The sequence below is a fragment of the Kitasatospora sp. NPDC030952 genome (assembly GCF_055571335.1).
The window spans coordinates 25622-42157 of record NZ_JBVIFM010000035.1; the positions used below are offsets into that span (position 1 = coordinate 25622).

General features: G+C 72.8%; 14 protein-coding genes and 1 tRNA gene. 4 read left to right on the forward strand and 11 right to left on the reverse strand.

Features of this window, described 5'->3' with window-relative positions; all coding sequences use genetic code 11:
- The first annotated feature begins 161 nt into the window (after positions 1-161).
- Positions 162-1310: a hypothetical protein gene (locus ACZ47G_RS36835; protein ID WP_465750403.1), complete on the forward strand. Its 1149-nt coding sequence runs from the start codon at positions 162-164 to the stop codon at positions 1308-1310.
- 186 nt (positions 1311-1496) lie between these two features.
- Positions 1497-2852, forward strand: a complete 1356-nt coding sequence (locus tag ACZ47G_RS36840; protein ID WP_465750405.1) for a tyrosine-type recombinase/integrase — start codon at positions 1497-1499, stop codon at positions 2850-2852.
- A 64-nt stretch (positions 2853-2916) separates the two neighbouring features.
- On the opposite strand, the gene ACZ47G_RS36845 is transcribed toward ACZ47G_RS36840, so the two are convergent.
- The 7 genes from ACZ47G_RS36845 to ACZ47G_RS36875 all read right to left on the reverse strand — a co-directional run bounded on the left by ACZ47G_RS36845 (position 2917) and on the right by ACZ47G_RS36875 (position 9031).
- Positions 2917-2990, reverse strand: a tRNA-Pro gene (locus ACZ47G_RS36845).
- A gap of 147 nt (positions 2991-3137) precedes the next feature.
- Positions 3138-4514, reverse strand: a complete 1377-nt coding sequence (locus tag ACZ47G_RS36850; protein ID WP_465750407.1) for an MFS transporter — start codon at positions 4512-4514, stop codon at positions 3138-3140.
- Between the two features lie 149 nt (positions 4515-4663).
- On the reverse strand, positions 4664-5452 hold the full coding sequence (locus ACZ47G_RS36855) for a DUF1684 domain-containing protein (RefSeq protein WP_465750409.1): 789 nt from the start codon (positions 5450-5452) through the stop codon (positions 4664-4666).
- Positions 5453-5623: 171 nt separating this feature from the next.
- A complete protein-coding gene (locus tag ACZ47G_RS36860) occupies positions 5624-6484 on the reverse strand; it encodes an acyl-CoA thioesterase (protein ID WP_465750411.1) in 861 nt (286 codons plus the stop codon).
- A gap of 227 nt (positions 6485-6711) precedes the next feature.
- Positions 6712-7371, reverse strand: a complete 660-nt coding sequence (locus ACZ47G_RS36865; RefSeq protein ID WP_465750413.1) for an alpha-ketoglutarate-dependent dioxygenase AlkB family protein — start codon at positions 7369-7371, stop codon at positions 6712-6714.
- Positions 7372-7594: 223 nt separating this feature from the next.
- Complete coding sequence (locus ACZ47G_RS36870; protein WP_465750415.1) at positions 7595-7939, reverse strand: transglycosylase family protein; 345 nt, start codon at positions 7937-7939, stop codon at positions 7595-7597.
- Between the two features lie 291 nt (positions 7940-8230).
- A complete protein-coding gene (locus ACZ47G_RS36875; protein WP_465750417.1) occupies positions 8231-9031 on the reverse strand; it encodes a transglycosylase family protein in 801 nt (266 codons plus the stop codon).
- A 605-nt stretch (positions 9032-9636) separates the two neighbouring features.
- On the opposite strand from ACZ47G_RS36875, the gene ACZ47G_RS36880 reads away from it, so the two are divergent.
- Positions 9637-10473 (forward strand): hypothetical protein, encoded by an 837-nt coding sequence (locus tag ACZ47G_RS36880; protein WP_465750472.1) that lies wholly within the window; start codon positions 9637-9639, stop codon positions 10471-10473.
- A gap of 335 nt (positions 10474-10808) precedes the next feature.
- On the forward strand, positions 10809-11555 hold the full coding sequence (locus ACZ47G_RS36885) for a hypothetical protein (RefSeq protein WP_465750419.1): 747 nt from the start codon (positions 10809-10811) through the stop codon (positions 11553-11555).
- A gap of 148 nt (positions 11556-11703) precedes the next feature.
- On the opposite strand, the gene der is transcribed toward ACZ47G_RS36885, so the two are convergent.
- The 4 genes from der to ACZ47G_RS36905 form a co-directional block, all read right to left on the reverse strand.
- Complete coding sequence (gene der / locus ACZ47G_RS36890; protein ID WP_465750421.1) at positions 11704-13158, reverse strand: ribosome biogenesis GTPase Der; 1455 nt, start codon at positions 13156-13158, stop codon at positions 11704-11706.
- Positions 13159-13379: 221 nt separating this feature from the next.
- The gene (cmk, locus tag ACZ47G_RS36895; RefSeq protein WP_465750423.1) at positions 13380-14117 is read right to left on the reverse strand and encodes a (d)CMP kinase; all 738 of its coding nucleotides are present in this window, start codon (positions 14115-14117) and stop codon (positions 13380-13382) included.
- A 116-nt stretch (positions 14118-14233) separates the two neighbouring features.
- The gene (locus tag ACZ47G_RS36900; RefSeq protein ID WP_465750425.1) at positions 14234-15388 is read right to left on the reverse strand and encodes a DUF4419 domain-containing protein; all 1155 of its coding nucleotides are present in this window, start codon (positions 15386-15388) and stop codon (positions 14234-14236) included.
- The gene (locus tag ACZ47G_RS36905) at positions 15385-16485 is read right to left on the reverse strand and encodes a DUF4419 domain-containing protein (protein WP_465750427.1); all 1101 of its coding nucleotides are present in this window, start codon (positions 16483-16485) and stop codon (positions 15385-15387) included. Before ACZ47G_RS36905 ends, ACZ47G_RS36900 begins: the two co-directional genes overlap by 4 nt.
- Positions 16486-16536: the final 51 nt, after the last annotated feature.

Here is a 16536-nt window from a genome sequence, read left to right on the forward strand (position 1 = left end):
AACGCACGCACCGCGACCTCAGCCCCGGGCGTGAGACGTGGCGGGAGTACTCGCATCCGCCGCTCCGCCCGGACCATGCGGTCTCCACCGTGCTGACGATGCAGCAGACTTGGCAGCACACCGCTCACGGCGGCCCCAGCGAGACCCGGAGGCAGAGCCCCTTGACCCGCTACAGCATCGACCCCGACCGGCATGAGCTGATCGCCACGTGGGGATGCGGTGAAGGCGACCTCGCCACCCGCATCGCCACCCTTCCCGCAGGGGCCGGGGGCTCCGCGCTCCTGGGCCTGGCCCGCGCCCTCAGCCAACTTTCCGACGCCGCCTGGCACAGCTACACCCACCCCGCCAGCGCCGCCGACTCCCTGGAGCCCAACACCGAAGGCTGGCGCCGCGAGGAGGAACGCAAGCACTTCAGCGACGTCGCGGACGCGATCGCCAAGCCGAACCTTCCCAGCGGCGGCTCGATGGTCGTCTCCTACAGCCGCCTCCTGGAGTCCGCCAACCGCGTCGGACGTGCCCTCCACGACCTCGACGACCCCGAACTCACGAAGGCTGTGGTCGCCGAGGCCGCCACCGAGCTCGCCGCCGTGGAGAACGCCGAACTCGGCGACCTGACCGGCCGCGCCCAGCAGGCCGTCCTCCTCAGCCGCGAAGACGCCTCCCCCCTCCAGGTCGCCGCCGCCGACCACCTCCTCCAGGAGAACCCCTTCGGGTCGGCGGAGCTCTTCTCCGCCATCGACCCCACCGCGGCCGCCGTCGCCGCGGCCCACTGGCTCGCCGCGGCGGCCGAAGTCACCGCCGAAGCCTCCGGCCATGACCCCGTTCACGTCGTCCAGGAGGCCGACAACATCGAGGCCCTCCCCCACGAGACACCCACCCTCGTCCTCGGACTCATCGACGACGGCGCCACCCCGCGCGACGCCGTCACCGGCCTCGTCCGCCACGCCATGCACGTCGCCGACGGCCTCCTGCCCGACCCCGACGCGTTCCGCGAGCAACTCGACGAGCTTGAGGAGACCGTCGCCGAGTACACCGGCGAAGACGATCCCGCCCTCGAGGACATCGCCGTGCGCCTCACCCCGCTCGACCCGAAGCGTCCCGCCCGCGACCTCCTCGAAGACCTCCTCACCGGCATCCACGGCTGCTGGCTCCTCCACAGCGAGTACGACGAACTCGACACTGACGAAGACCTCGGCGACGCGGAGGACTGGGACGACGAGCAGGCCGAGGAACACCAGCGGCGCAGCCGTGCACGCTTCGCCCAGTTCGTCCGCGCGGCCGCCGCCGAGAACCGCGACCGCCTCGTCTGACCGACCGCATTCGAAGACGGGATACGCGGCCGAGCCGGGCGACCTGCGGTTCTCCCTTTCCGCTGGCCAAGGGAGAACCGCAGGTCAGTCGTGATTTTCGGAGCCTGGTGGTCGCACGGTGGTCGCCTCACGGGCGCAGACTGGAAGAACGAAATCCTCCGCGTTCGACCTTCCGAGGCGATCACCATGCGCTGCTCACCCAACCCGGGAAACGACCGAGGCCGCGTCTACCGGCGCTGCGGCTGCCGCGACGACCACCGCCGCCAGCTCGGCACCACCTGCCCCCACCTCGCCACCGACCCGCGCCACGGCTCCTGGGTCTTCGCCGTCGACACCCCGCCCATCGACGGCCACCGCCGCACCATACGCCGCGCCGGCTTCTCCGACGAACTCGACGCCCGCACCGCGCTGCGGCGCTTCAACGAGGGCCTGGCCCTGTGCATCGTCACCGATCCCAGGCAGCGAACCGCCGAATACCTGCGCGGCTGGCTCGACGAGAAGGAGTTGCGCCTCAAGCCCACCACCATGGCCCGCTACCGCACCTACGTCGAGCAGGACCTCATCCCCGCGCTCGGCGCGATCCCCCTGATCGACCTCACTCGCCAGCACCTCAGCGCGTTCGTCACCGCCCAACTCCGCAAGGGCCGCGGCAAGGTCACCGTCTATCGGATCATGGCCACCCTCTCCAGCGCCCTGTCCAGCGCGGTTTACGACGGCCTGCTGGCCCGCAACCCCGCCAAACCCCCGCTCCTCGCCCGCCCAGCCTCCGCCCCAAGGCGCCTGTGGACCGAGGAGCAGACCGCCCGCTTCCTGCGCTTCACCCACGTCACCGACCCCCTCTACGCCGACCTCGCCGAACTCATGATCGGCACGGGCATCCGCAAAGGCGAAGCCCTCGCCCTGCACTGGGACGACGTTCACCTCACGGACCGCGTCCTCTTCGTACGGTCCACCCTGTCCGTGATCGACAACAACCAGCTCCTGCTCACCGCCCCCAAGACCAAGGGCAGCAAGGCGTGGGTCGCCCTGTCCGACCGCATCGTCGACACCTTGAAAGACCGGGCCGGTTCACGGGCCTTTGGCGAGATCACCCCCGTCGGCGGCTACGTCTTCCACCGCCACGGCCGCCCCCTGCACCCCAAGAATGTCCTCGACCGCTTCCACCTGCTCTGCGACAAGGCAGGTGTCCCCCGCATCGCCCTCCACGACCTGCGCCACCTCACCGCCAGCTTCGCCACAGCGGCCGGCGTCCCGCTACCCGTCATCTCCAAGACCCTGCGCCACCGCACCCTGTCCACCAGCGCGAACATCTACACGGACCTGACGTTCCTCGCCGCCCGCGCAGCCGTCGACGCCGTCGCATGGATCCTCGACAACGCCGACCGCGCCGTCCTCGGACACCCCGTCTGCCGCGCCCAGCACCCCTGGCGCCAGCACCCACGCCCCCACCGGCAACTGCCCGCCTACCAGCAGGCACGAACAGAAGTACCCCCGACACCATGGCCGATGTGGCCCGGCGACCACCATGCGACCACCAGCTGACGTCAAAACAGAAAGAGCCGGCACTCGGTTTCCCAAGTACCGGCTCCCACAACCGACTTCACAGTCGGGACGACAGGATTTGAACCTGCGACCCCTTGACCCCCAGTCAAGTGCGCTACCAAGCTGCGCCACGTCCCGTGGTCTCGGTGCCTTGCGGTGGGGCCTGGGGGGCCTTGCCGGTTTGGCTTCTCGACCTTGTCTCCGGTGTCCCGGCGACGTGGAAAACAATACAGCACGTCGGGGGGTGCTCGCTGCCAGGTTTCGGGGGTGGGGCGGGTGGGTGGGTCAGGGGGTGGGGTGGCGGGCGTCGTAGGCGAGGAAGGCGGGGCGGCGGGCGGCGAGGAGGAGGACGCAGGCGACGCAGGCGAGGCCGCCGGTGATGACGGAGGTGGCGGGGTTGCTGAGGGCGGCGACGGTGCCGGACTCGAAGTCGCCGAGGCGGGGGCCGCCGGCCACGACGACGATGAAGATGCCCTGGAGGCGGCCGCGCATCTCGTCGGGGGCGGCGACCTGCATCATCGTGCTGCGGAAGATCATGCTGACGGTGTCCGCGCAGCCGGCCACGGCGAGGAAGAGGAGGCCGAGCCAGAGGTTGTGGAGGGCGCCGAAGGCGGCGATGGCGAGGCCCCAGGCGGAGACGGCGGCGAGGATCGCGGCGCCCTGGCGGTGGACCCGGTTGACCCAACCGGAGAAGAGCGCGCCGATCAGGGCGCCGACGGCCGGGGCGGAGACGAGGAGGCCGACGGTGCGGGCGTCGCCGGCGTAGAAGGTGGCGGCGATCGCCGGGAAGAGGGCGCGCGGCATGCCGAAGATCATCGCGGCCAGGTCGGCGAGGAAGCTGGTGCGCAGGTTGGGCTGCTCGCGCAGGAAGCGCAGGCCGTCGAGGACCGAGGCGCGGCCCTTGCGTGGGCCCTGTGGCCGCATGGCGGGCAGGCGCCACATGGCGTAGAGGGTGCCGGTGAAGGCGACGGTGTCGACGAGGTAGGCGGCCTGGGCGCCGAAGGCGCCGATCAGGACGCCGCCGAGCATCGGGCCGACGGTGAGGCCGAGGTTCATGCTGACGGTGCTCAGGGCGTTCGCCGCCGGGAGCTGGTGGGCGGGGACCAGCCGGGGGACCATCGCGGAGCGGGCGGGCGAGCTGAGCGCGAAGAAGCTCGCCTGGACGGCGACGGCGGCGTAGAGGACGGCCACCAGGCCGAGCCCGGCGAAGGCCTGCACGGCGAGCAGGGCGGAGACGGCGGCCAGGCCCGCCGAGCCGGTCAGACCGAGCTTGCGCCGGTCGACGGTGTCGGCGATCGCGCCGCCGTACAGACCGAAGGCGACCAACGGGACGAGCGAGAAGAGACCCACCAGGCCGGTCGCGAAGGCGGAGCCGGTCAGGTCGTAGACCTGGACGGAGACGGCCACGGAGGTCATCTGCTGGCCTATGGAGGAGACTGCCTGGCCGGTCCAGACCCGCCGGTAGTCGGGGTGCTCGCGCAGCGGGCTGAGGTCGGCGAAGGCCCGCCGGTACCAGGGGGCGGGCGCCGGGGAGGAGGAAGCGGAGACGGCGGAAGCGGCGCCGGGGGCGGCGGGAGCGGGGACGGAGACGGCGGGAGCGGGGCCGGGGGCGGACTCGGTGGGGGCGTCGGTCGGGGCATCAGGGGGTTGGTTGGTCGTCACAACGGTCCATGGTTGTCCCGCCCTCCGCCGCGCCCGACACCGGGGCCCGCCCCGCCCGCACCGGGGCCCGCCCCACCCGCACGGCCGCCCGAACCGCCACCCGCACCGCCGCCCGCACGCCCACTCGACCGACCACCCCCGCCCCAGGCCTACCGGCTGAGCACCTGCTTCTCCCCCGCCTCCACCGCGAAGTCCAGCCGGTTGCCCGGCGGCGGGAACGGGCAGATGAAGTGGTCCGCGAAGGCGCAGGGCGGCAGGTAGGCCCGGTTGAGGTCCAGGACGGTCCGGCCCTCCGCGTCGGGCGCCGGCAGGGTGATGAAGCGGAAGCGGTAGGTGTCGACGCCGCTGGTGGCGTCGGCGATGACGCCGGTGAGGTGCGGGCCGGAGCGGCCGACGGTCAGGGTGCGGTGCTCGCCGGCGACCGTGAACTCGATCCGCCCGGTGACGGCCAGCGGCCGGTCCTTGCCGTCGGCGTTCGGGACGACCACCGACTGCCCCTCCTCCTCGAAGGGGGTGTAGACGGCGGGCACGGCCCACTCAGGCGAGTAGGGGTAGGCGGAGATGCCGACGAAGCCGGTCCGGCTGGGCGAGGACGGGTCGAAGACCCGCAGGCCGAGTTCGCCCTCCCGCTCGATCGGGACGAGCAGCAGGTCGCCCAGCCTGGCGGTGTCGGCGGCCGGATCGGTGTCCGGGCGCAGCAGCACCTCGCCGTCGACCGGCCCGTCCGCGCCCTCGACGGTGATGCCGTCGGCCGCCGCGGCCCGGACCCGGACGCCCTCGGCGTCGGCCCACCAGCGCCCGGGCAAGCCCGGGACCTCGGCCGGCTCGGGCTCCAGCCAGTGCGTGCCGGTGAGTGCGAGCTGGCCGTGCGGCGCGCTCACCGACGCCGCTCGCCCGTCGCTCCAGTACTTCCAGTCCTCCGCGGCCGTCGCCGTCATCGGTCAACCCTCCCGGTCCGGTCCGCGGACGGCCCGTCGTTCGGGCCGCCCGTATCGGTCATCCTGCACAACACCGCGCGCCAGTACGGAGCATTCCCCGCACCCGGCACGCCGCCGCACCCGTAAGAAGACCGCAAGGCACGGCAATGCCGCGGCAACAGAAGGCGGACGTCAGTCCTTCAGCCGCCGGAACAGCCCTTCCTGCACAACCGACACCACCAGCTGCCCGTGCCGGTCGTACAGCTGCCCGCGGGCCAGGCCGCGCGCGCCGTGGGCGATCGGGGACTCCTGCTGGTAGAGCAGCCAGTCGTCGGTCCGGAACGGCCGGTGGAACCACATCGCGTGGTCCAGCGAGGCCATGTCGAAGTGCCGGGTGCCCCAGAGCGGCTCCACGGGGGCGCGGACGGCGTCCAGCAGCGTCATGTCGCTGGCGTAGGTGAGGGCGCAGACGTGTATCAGCGGGTCGTCCGGCAGCGGGCCGTTGGTGCGCAGCCACACGCCGCTGCGCGCCTCGACGCCGACCAGATCCTCCTTGTTCCAGCGCAGCCGCTCGACGTAGCGGATGTCGAAGGGCTGGCGGCGGCTGATGAACGGGGGCAGCTCGCCGAGCCGGGAGCCGACCTCGTCCAGGGCGCTGGGCAGTTCCTCGGGCGCCGGGACGTCCGGCATCGGGTACTGGTGCTCGATGCTGCCCTCCTCCGGTCTGTGGAAGTCGGCGGTGAGCGAGAAGATCGACCGGCCGCCCTGGATGGCGAGCACCCGGCGGGTGCTGAAGGAGCGGCCGTCACGGATCCGGTCGACCTGGTAGACGATCGGCACGCCGGGCACCCCGGGCCGCAGGAAGTACGCGTGCAGCGAGTGAACGGGGCGCGCGTCGTCGATCGTGCGCCCTGCCGCGACCAGCGCCTGCCCGGCGACTTGGCCGCCGAACGTGCGTTGCAGTGCCTCCTCGGGGCTGCGCCCGCGGAAGATGTTCAGTTCGATCTGCTCCAGGTCGAGCAGATCGACGAGGTCGTCGACGGGGGTACCCATGCGCGCGCTCTCTCTCGTGTTGCCGGTCGATGCCGATTCGAGTCATCCAGCTCACTCGAATGCTCCGGCGACAATTCTCCGGCGACCCAGGACATTCCCGCTCACCGACCCCGAGCGCCCAATTCACTCGAACGAGTAAACGAATAACGAGTGACGAGTAACGAGTGACGAGTGACGAGTGACGAGTGACGAGTGACGAGTAAACGAATCAGGAGCGCAGAAGCGGATCACCGGCGGCCACGCCCCAGCCCCGACTGCCGCACCGTGATGTTGAGCCGCCCGACCAGCCCCAACCCCGAGCCGTCCGCACCCGAATCCCCCGGCAGCGTCCGCACCACCCCGTGGTACGCGAACCGGGCCGGCCCGCCGAACACCAGCAGGTCCCCGCTGCGCAGCTCCAGGTCGGTCCACGGCCGGTTCCTGGTCTCGGTGTTCCCGAGCCGGAAGACGCAGGCGTCGCCCAGCGAGAGCGAGACGACCGGCGCGTCCACCCGCTCGTCCCGGTCCTGGTGCAGGCCCATCTTGGCGCCGTGCGGGTAGTGGTTGACGATCGCGATGTCCGGTTCGTACGCCGCCGCACCCGCGACCTCCCCGACCCGCTCCCCGTACGCCTCCGCCACCGCCCGCCGGGCGAGCTCCCCGAGCAGGGGCGGGAACGGCTTGACGGGCGTGCCGTCCTCGGCGGTCCGCGCGTAGCCGTAGGGGTACCAGTGCCAGCCCAGGCTCACCATCCGCACCGACATCACGCCGCCGGTGGGCATCCGCACGCTGTGCAGCCCGGCCGGTGGGCGGGCCCACTCCCGGCAGGCGTCGACCAGCCGCAACTGCGCGGCCCGGTCCAGCCAGTCGGGCAGCAGGACGACCCCGGGAGCGGGCTCGGACCGCACCCGGGCTTCGGACCGCACCTGGGCGTCGGACCCTTCCCGGCCGTCGGACCCTTCCCGGCCGGCGGTCGGTACCCGGCCCGCGGACCGCGCCCGACCGGCGGGCCCACCGCGGCGCTCCCCGGGCAGGTCGTCGAACAGCTCACCCTGGATCACCCCACCATCCTCCCGCACCGCCCCCACCACCGGTCAGCCGTCGGCCCCCTCGAGCGCCCGGAAGCCCCAGTTACGCCGCGCCGGGGCCGATCATCCCCAGCTCCCGCGCGCAGGAAGGCCACGCCTCCCACCCCTGCTGCCGCAGGATCTCCTCCCCGACCGTGGTCTGTTCCCGCCGGCCCGTGTGGTCGGGCCGGTCGGCGAAGCGCAGGCCGCCGGACTCCGCCCAGGTGGCCGGCCGGATCTGCAGACCGCCGTAGTAGCCGTTGCCGGTGTCGGCCCGCCAGTCGCCACCGCTCTCGCAGTCGGCGAGCTCGTCCCAGATCATGTCCGCGACCCGCGCCGCCGCGCCGGCCCGTACGCCGCCCGAGACCACGGCCATCACCACCGCCACGGCGGCGGCCACCCGAAGCACGGCCCGGACTGTCCGTTCATCACACGAATGCGGCACGGCAGCCGACCCTAGGGACCCCGGGCGCCACCCCGCACCGACACGCCGGAAACGCCGACGGCCGCTCCCCCGCGTGGCGGAGGAACGGCCGTGGCAACCGGGCGACGACGACCCGACGAGCGGTCAGCTCATCGAAGCCCAGCAAAACGCAGCAAACCCTGCAAACCCGGCGAAGCTCACGAACTCAGCAGCTCAGGAGCCCAGCAGCTCAGCAGCTCAGCAGCCCACGAACTCAGAGGCTCAGAGGCCAGAGGCTCAGATGCTCAGGGTCTGACCCGGCAGGATCAGGTCGGGGTTGCCACCGATGACCTTGGCGTTGTTCTTGTACAGGTCGTGCCAGTCCAGGCCCTGCGCGGCGGCGATGGAGCTCAGGGTGTCACCGGACTTGACGGTGTAGTTGCCCTTGGCCGGCTTGGCGTCGTTGGAGCCGGTCCAGGACTTGGCGCCGTTCCAGGACTTGGCGGCGTCCTTCTTCGACGACGCGTCGGACTTCGGCGCGGCGTCAGCCTTCGGCGCAGCGGTCTTCGGCGCAGCGGTCTTCGGCGCGGCGTCAGCCTTCGGGGCGGCGGCCTTGGGGGCGGCCGCGGCCTTCGGCGCGGGGGTCTGCGCCGGCTTGGCCGCGGTGGAGCCGGCCGAGGTGTCGACGGCGGCCGGGGCGCCGCCCTTGGTCAGGCCCGCCTTGACGGAGCAGACCGGCCAGGCGCCCGGGCCCTGCGAGGCGAGGACCTTCTCGGCGACGGCGATCTGCTGCGCCTTGGTGGCCTGGTTGGCCTGCGCGGCGTAGGCGGTACCGCCGTAGGCGGCCCAGGTGCTGGAGGTGAACTGCAGACCGCCGTAGAAACCGTTGCCGGTGCTGATGGCCCAGTTGCCGCCGCTCTCGCACTGGGCGACGGCGTCCCAGGTGGAGACGGGGGCGGCGGAGGCCGAGGTGGCCGTGACGAGGCCGGCCACCGGCAGGGCCGCGACAGCGGCGCCCGCCACGACGGCCATCCGAACGCGGTTGCGCTTGGTGGCGGCGGTGGTGGTGGCAGCGGCGTTCTCGTTACGGAAGGTCATGAGGTTCCTCTCGACAGCCCCGGGCGGGCATGCGGAACCAGACCCTGGGGAGGGCCGAGATCGCTTGCCGCGTCCGTCGGACGGCCGTGCACGTGTCGGACGTGCCGCTGCCGCCCCGGCCACCCAGCCGCTCGCCGGCACGATCCGTTCGAGCGATCGCGTCGGCGGGCACCTGCCACGCCTGGCCGGAGCCGGGGGGCGGTGCATCGGGGGTGAGCCCGGGTGGCGCTCGTTGCGCCGCCAATGAAGCTACGAGCCGGTCGGTGGGGAAACCAAAACACCACCGGTCTGCCCAGGTCAGCGAAGGGTTACCGGCGGTAAGGCCCGTGGATTCCTGCCCGAATTGTCCGTTTTAGCCATCGATTCCTAGATCAAACATCGAGGCGGCGTGACCCACCTCACCGTTTCATTCCGGCAGTCGTGTCACCGACATCGACAGATTGCGACCACGAGAACACGCGGCGCGGTCGGATCCGGGGCAATTCCCGTCACCCTCACCGGGCACCCGTGACGCCTGACACAAGGGCCCGTTGGGCATGGCGACCTCCCCGAGTCCGCCCCCATGACCCCATCCGCACCCATCCGAGGAGACCCCCGTGCCGCGCATGCTCGACGTCAGCGACGAGGTCCGGTCCGAGATCGGCGACGACGAGGCCGACCGCCTGCTCGGCGGCGACCGCGCCCCCGACAGCTACGAATGCACCTCCTGCCGCACCCCCGGCGACACCCACGCGGAGGCCACCAGCACCGTGCTGTTCGTCGGCGACGAGACCGCCGTCCTGGCCTTCGCCCACGCCCGCTGCATCCCGTCCCAGGTGGTACCGGTGGCCGAGGAGCAACTGGTCGGCGCCGTCCGCAGCATCAACCAGTCCCAGCCCGCGGCCCCGGACCTCGCCGTCCCCGCCCCGAACTTCACCATCCCCGCACCCACCACCCCCGCCGGGCCCCCGGCCCAGCCGACCGCCCCCGGCCAGGCCGCCATCCTCGGCATCACCTGCGGCCTCGTGCTGCACGGCAAGGTCGGCCACGCCTCCCTCGTGGTCGAGCCCACCGGCCCGGTCGGCCGCCCCGGCAGCACCTCCGGCGAGGACGAGTTCCTCGACCTGCTCCAGGACGCGGGCTTCCAGCCGGTCGCCGACCTCGACGAGACCCCGGACCAACTGCCCGGCTGGTCGGTCCTGGTCGCCATGGGCAAGCTGCACGCGATCCTTCAGCCCGCCGCGGCCGGCGGCAGCACCGGCTGGTGGCAGGCGCACCAGCCGCTCCAGGTCACCGACGCCTGGCGGATGGCGGCCAGCCAGCTCTCCGAGGTGACCATGTACGCCGTCCCGGCCGGCATGGTCGGCCGCCAGCCCCGCGAGGACCTGCTGCGCCAGGCGCTGGAGCGGGCGGTGGCGCTGGGCCAGGTGGTCGCCGCCTCCCTCCCGCTGGCCGGCACCTGATCCTGCGCTCCGACGCTTCGGATGGGCGGCCGCCGCACCACCCGGCAGCGACCACCCGTCCGAAGCCCGCCACCCGTCGGAAGCCCCCGGAAGCCCGCCACCCGTCCGACCTCCCGCCACCCCCCTTGCCCCGCCCCGCGCCGACCTCTCGCCCCCGCGCCGACCTCCCGTCCCCACGCCGACCTCCCGCCCCCGCGCCGACCTCCCGCCCCCGCGCCGATCTGCCGTCCCCACGTCGACCGCGCGGCCCCGCTCCCGTCCCGTACGCCGAACGCCTCCGTCCCGTACGCCGAACGCCCCCGCATCCCCGCCGCCTCTCACTCGTTGGCCCCTACGTGTACAGCTACGACGTCTCCGCACCCGCCGGACGGTCGGCCACCGCCCCCCGCTCGATCCCGGGCATGCGCCCGTCGTACGACGCGGAGCACCCGCACTCGACGACCCCGATCTACGACGAGCTGTACTCCGAGTACCGACGGCTGTTCCGCGCCCTGCCCGGCGACCGCTCGGGCGAGGAGGACCTGAGGTTCACCGGCTTCGCGATCCGCGACGGCTACCCGCTGCTCGGCGAGCAGCGCCCGTACCCGCCCGCGCAGCACCAGGCCTTCCACACCTACGCGGGCCAGCCGTCCGGCCTCCCCCAGTTCATGCCGACGCAGCCGCAGCACTCGCCCGCCCAAGGTCACGCCCACAACCACGCCCAAAGTCACGCCGAGAGTCACGCCCAAAGCCACACCCAGAACCACGCCTCGAACCACACCCAGTCCCACCCGTACCCCCCGCCCCACGGCCACGGCCACGGCCACGCCCACGGCCACCCGGAGCCCGTCGCCGCCGCTGCCACCGCCGCCACCAGCGACGGCCACGGCCAGGCCGTGCCCCCCTCCCCCCAGTTCACCAACGGCCAGGGCTGGGTCGCCGCCGGCTACCTCGGCGCGGTCCCGCACGCGGTACCCGCCCCGCCGGCCCCGTCCCCGGTGCTGGGCACGGCCACCGGCCTGGCCACCGCCCCGCCCCCCACCGGCGGCCGCCACCGCCAGATGCTCTCCCTCCCCCCGGGCCGCGTCGGCGACCACCACTGATCGCCGCCCACTCACCAGCACCGCCACCCCACTCCACCCCCACCCCCACCCCCACGAGAAGCAGCGCAAACGGCCGAGGGCCCCGCCACCACCGGTGACGGAGCCCTCGAACTCGTACTGCCTACGACCAACTACCCACTACTACCTACTACTTCTTCTTCCGCTTCTCCCGAACCCGCACCGAGATCGAGATCGGCGTCCCCACGAAGCCGAACTCCTCGCGCAGCCGGCGCTCGATGAAGCGTCGGTAGCCCGCCTCCAGGAAGCCCGAGGCGAACAGCACGAAGCGCGGCGGACGGACGCCCGCCTGGGTGCCGAACAGGACGCGCGGCTGCTTGCCGCCGCGGATCGGGTGCGGGTGGGCGGCGACCAGCTCGCCCAGGAAGGCGTTCAGGCGCGCGGTCGGGATGCGGGTCTCCCAGCCCTCCAGCGCGGTCTCGATCGCCGGGACGAGCTTCTCCATGTGCCGGCCGGTCTTGGCCGAGACGTTGACGCGCGGGGCCCACTGCACCTGGACGAGGTCGCGCTCGATCTCGCGCTCCAGGTAGAAGCGGCGCTCCTCGTCGAGCTGGTCCCACTTGTTGTAGGCGACGACGACGGCGCGCCCGGCCTCGACGGCCATCGAGATGATCCGGGTGTCCTGCTCGGCGAGGGTCTCGCTGGCGTCGATCAGGACGACCGCGACCTCGGCCTTCTCCAGCGCGGCGGAGGTGCGCAGCGAGGCGTAGAAGTCGGCGCCGGCGGTCAGGTGGACCCGGCGGCGGATACCGGCGGTGTCCACGAACTTCCAGGTCTTGCCACCGAGTTCGATCATCTCGTCGACCGGGTCGCGGGTGGTGCCGGCCAGCTCGTTGACGACGACGCGCTCCTCGCCAGCGACCTTGTTCAGCAGGCTGGACTTGCCGACGTTGGGCCGGCCGATCAGCGCGATCCGGCGCGGGCCGCCGGGGGCGGCGTCGCCGAAGGTCTGCGGCGGGGCCTCGGGCAGCGCGTCCATGACGGCGTCGAGCAGATCGCCGGAGCCGCGGCCGTGCAGGGCGGAGACCGGGTAGGGCTCGCCCAGGCCCAGCGACCACAGGTAGGCGGCCTCGGCCTCGGTGGAGGGGCCGTCGACCTTGTTGGCGCACAGGACGGTCGGCTTGCCCGCCCGGCGGATGATCTTGATCAGGGCCTCGTCGGTGTCGGTGGCGCCGACCTTGGCGTCCACCACGAACAGCACCGCGTCGGCCTGCTCGATGCCCAACTCGGCCTGGGCGGCGACCATGGCGTCGATGCCGAGGACGTCGATCTCCCAGCCGCCGGTGTCGACCACCTTGAAGCGGCGGCCGTTCCAGCTGGCCTCGTAGGTGACCCGGTCGCGGGTGACGCCCGGCTTGTCCTCGACGACGGCCTCACGGCGGCCGATGATGCGGTTCACCAGGGTCGACTTGCCGACGTTCGGGCGGCCGACGACGGCCAGTACCGGCAGCCGGACGTGCTCGACGCCGTCCACGCCGTCGAAGCCGTCGAGGTCGAAGCCCTCTTCGGCCGCGAGGGCCATGTACTCGGCGTAGTCGGCGGCGTCCAGGTCACCGGGCCCGGAGGCGGAGTGCTCTACGGTCATGTTCGTCTGTTCCGTTTCCCGGCCCGGCCCTTCCCAGGGGCGTGCCGTGCGTACCTGCCCCGTTGGGGCAGCGCGATGGTTTCTTCCCGCGGCGCCTTGACGGCCCGCGGTTCGTTCGATACCTCAGATGGTCATGGTCAGGCCGATCAGTTGATCAGCTGATCGACCAATGGGCCAATCGACCGGTCACGCAGATCAGACCGATCAGACCGATCAGTTGATCAGACCGACGACAGTCCGGCCCGCTCCTCCACCAGCGCGGTGATCCGGTCGATCACCTGCTCCAGGGTGAGCTCGCTGGTGTCCACCAGCACCGCGTCCACGGCCTGGGCCAGCGGCGCCGTCTCCCGCGAGGAGTCGGCGGCGTCGCGTCGGGCGAGGTCGGCGGCCATCGCGGTGATGGTCGACTCGTCGACACCCTTGGCGCGCAGCTCGGCCGCCCGGCGCTCGGCCCGGGCCGCCTCGGAGGCGGTCAGGAACACCTTGACGGTGGCCTGCGGGAACACCACGGTCCCCATGTCCCGGCCCTCGGCGACGATGCCGCGCTCGGCGACCTCGGCGCAGCCGCGCTGCAGCTCCACCAGCCGGGCCCGCACCGCCGGCACCGCGGAGACGGCGCTGACCTGCGCCGTCACCTCGGGGCCCCGGATCGGGCCGGAGACGTCCTGGCCGTCGACGGTGATCGTCGGCCCGTCGGCGTCGGTACCGGACACGATGACGGGCTTGCCGCAGGCGACGGCCACCGCCTCCGGGTCGTCGACGTCCACGTCGTTGGCCAGCATCCACCAGGTCATCGCCCGGTACATGGCGCCGGTGTCCAGGAAGCTCAGGCCCAGCCGGGCGGCGACCGCCCGCGAGACGGTCGACTTGCCGGAGCCGGAGGGTCCGTCGATGGCGACGACGACCGGGGCGTGCGCTCGGTCGGCAGTGTCCACGGGGGCGAACCTCTCTCTGAGCATGCTGAGGCATGGAAGCCGACGCCTGCGTGGGCGAGCGGCCGGGGATTGTCTCCCTCAAGGTTAATGGACCGGCGCCGGACCCCGCCCCGGCCGGGTCACCACCCCCCCCCCGGCAGCTACGCCGGCGGCTGGGCCGCCGCCGGCACCGCCTGCTCGGCGGCCGGGTCCTCCCGCTGCCGCTCCACCTCCAGCACCGCGTTCCCGAGCCGGGGCCGTACGTACTCGCCGTCCCGTTCGATCCCGAGCACGCCGCCGAGGAAGGCCATCGACCGTACCCCGCCCGGTGTCTCCCACTGGAAGGGCACCTTGGAGACGTGCGACGGGAACGCGTTCTCGGTCAATCGCGCCGGGCCCAGCTCCACCGTGCGCCGCTTCCACCTCCGCTGCGTCGCCCGCCACTGGAAGTCCGTGCGCGGCTGCGGCCCGGCCTCGGTCTGGGTGTGGGCGAAGAAGGCGGTGATCCAGCCGGAGACGAAGTCCCCGCCGGACTCCGACTCCCACTTGTACAGCGAGCGCCAGAACTCCTGGTCCACCGGCCCGCCCGCCGCCGTGGCCGCGATCTCCGCCAGCACCGGCCGCAGCCCGGCGAACCACGGGCCCAGCGGCTCGAACCACTCCGCCAGCTCGCCGACCCGTCGCGCCAGCAGCGCCCAGTCCTCGGCGGTGCCCTCCAGCCGGATCCTCGGGATGCCGCACAGCGAGACCCAGAGGAACTCGTAGTACGGGCTGACCACGTCCATCAGCGCGACCAGCACCGAGGACACGTCGTCCGGCGTCGTGGTCGAGAACGAGGGCTGGAACAGGTCCACCAGCTCCGGCCCGATCTCCTTCGCCAGCGGCTCCCGGACCAGCCGGGTCGACCGCGCCCAGTCCGGGTCGACGCTCAGCAGGCTGTCGTCCCTGACCTCGATGGTCCGCTTCTCGCCGGGGGTGGCGCCGAACAGCCCCTCGTACCGCTCCGCGTCCAGCCGTACGTGCACCGCGACCTCGTGCACCACCGCGTACCAGAGCACGTCCGGCGACAGGCTGAGCGGCAGGTGCTCCGCGAAGGCGAGGTGCGCGGCGCGCAGCAGCAGGCTCCAGGTCGGCTCCGCCTCCCCCGCCCGCGGCGCGTACTGCTCCGGGGAGACCAGCAGCGTCCCCGTACTGCGGTGCAGCAGCGCGAACTCCCCGCCGACCACCGCCGCCAGGAAACCGTCGTTCCCGACGGCCTCCAGCTCCGCCGCATCGCCCGGCGCCTGCCCGTCGCCGAGCGCAACCTCGATGATCACCGCACCTCCAGTACCGCGTGCCCCAGCCGGGGTCGCAGGAACTCCCCGTCCCGTTCGATCCCGAGCACCCCGCCGACGAAGATCATCGGCCGCTCGACGCCCAGACGATCCCACACGAAAGGCACCGTGGACAGGTGCGAGGGGAAGTCGTTCACCGCGAAGGCGTCCCGGTGGTACGAGGTGCCGGCCGCCTCCCGCCAGTCGAAGGTCTGCCGCAGCCGGGGCCCGTCCGGGGACTGGGTGTGGGCGAAGAAGGCGGTGAGCCAACCGGTCACCAGCGGCCCGCCGGAGACCGACTCCCACTTGTACAGCGAGCGCCAGAAGCCCTCGTCCACCGGCCCGCCCGCCGCCGTGGCCGCGATCTCCGCCAGCACCGGGCACAGCCCGGCGAACCACGGCGCCAGCCAGTCGAAGCGCTCCGCCAGCGCGGCCACCCGGGCCGCCAGCAGCTCCCAGTCCTCCGCCGTACCCTCCAGCCGGACCCTCGGGATGCCGCAGCGGGTCTCCCAGCGGAAGTCGTAGTACGGGCTGACCACGTCCATCAGCGCGACCAGCACCGAGGACACGTCGTCCGGCGTCGTGGTCGAGAACGAGGGCCGGAACAGCTCCACCAGCTCCTCCCCCAGCACCGCCGCGAGCGGCTCCCGGACCAGCCGCACCGACCGCGCCCAGTCCGCGCCCACGCCCGTACCGTCCGGCCCCGCCAGCGTGTCGTCCCGGACGACGAGCGCCCGCGACCGGTCCGCCGCGCCGAACAGCGCCCGGTAGCGCGGCGGGTACATCCGTACGTGCACCGCGACCTCGTGCACCACCGCGTACCAGAGCACGTCCGGCGACAGGCTGAGCGGCAGGTGCTCCGCGAAGGCCGCGTGGGCGGCGCGCAGCAGCAGGCTGCAGGTCGGCTCGGGCTCGACGGACTCCGGCTCGGCGAACTCCGGCGGCGTGGGCCGGGGCCGCTCCACCATCGCCGCCACGCTGCGGTGGTGGACGGCGAACTCCCCGCCCACCACCGCCCGCAGGAACCGCTCGTTCCCGAGGTCCACCGGCTCTCCGGCGAACCTGTGCCGGGTGTCCCCCAGCGGCAACTCGATGATCACGCCCGCCCCCTCAGCAACTGGCCACCACCCGGACACCACCCGGCCCGCCGC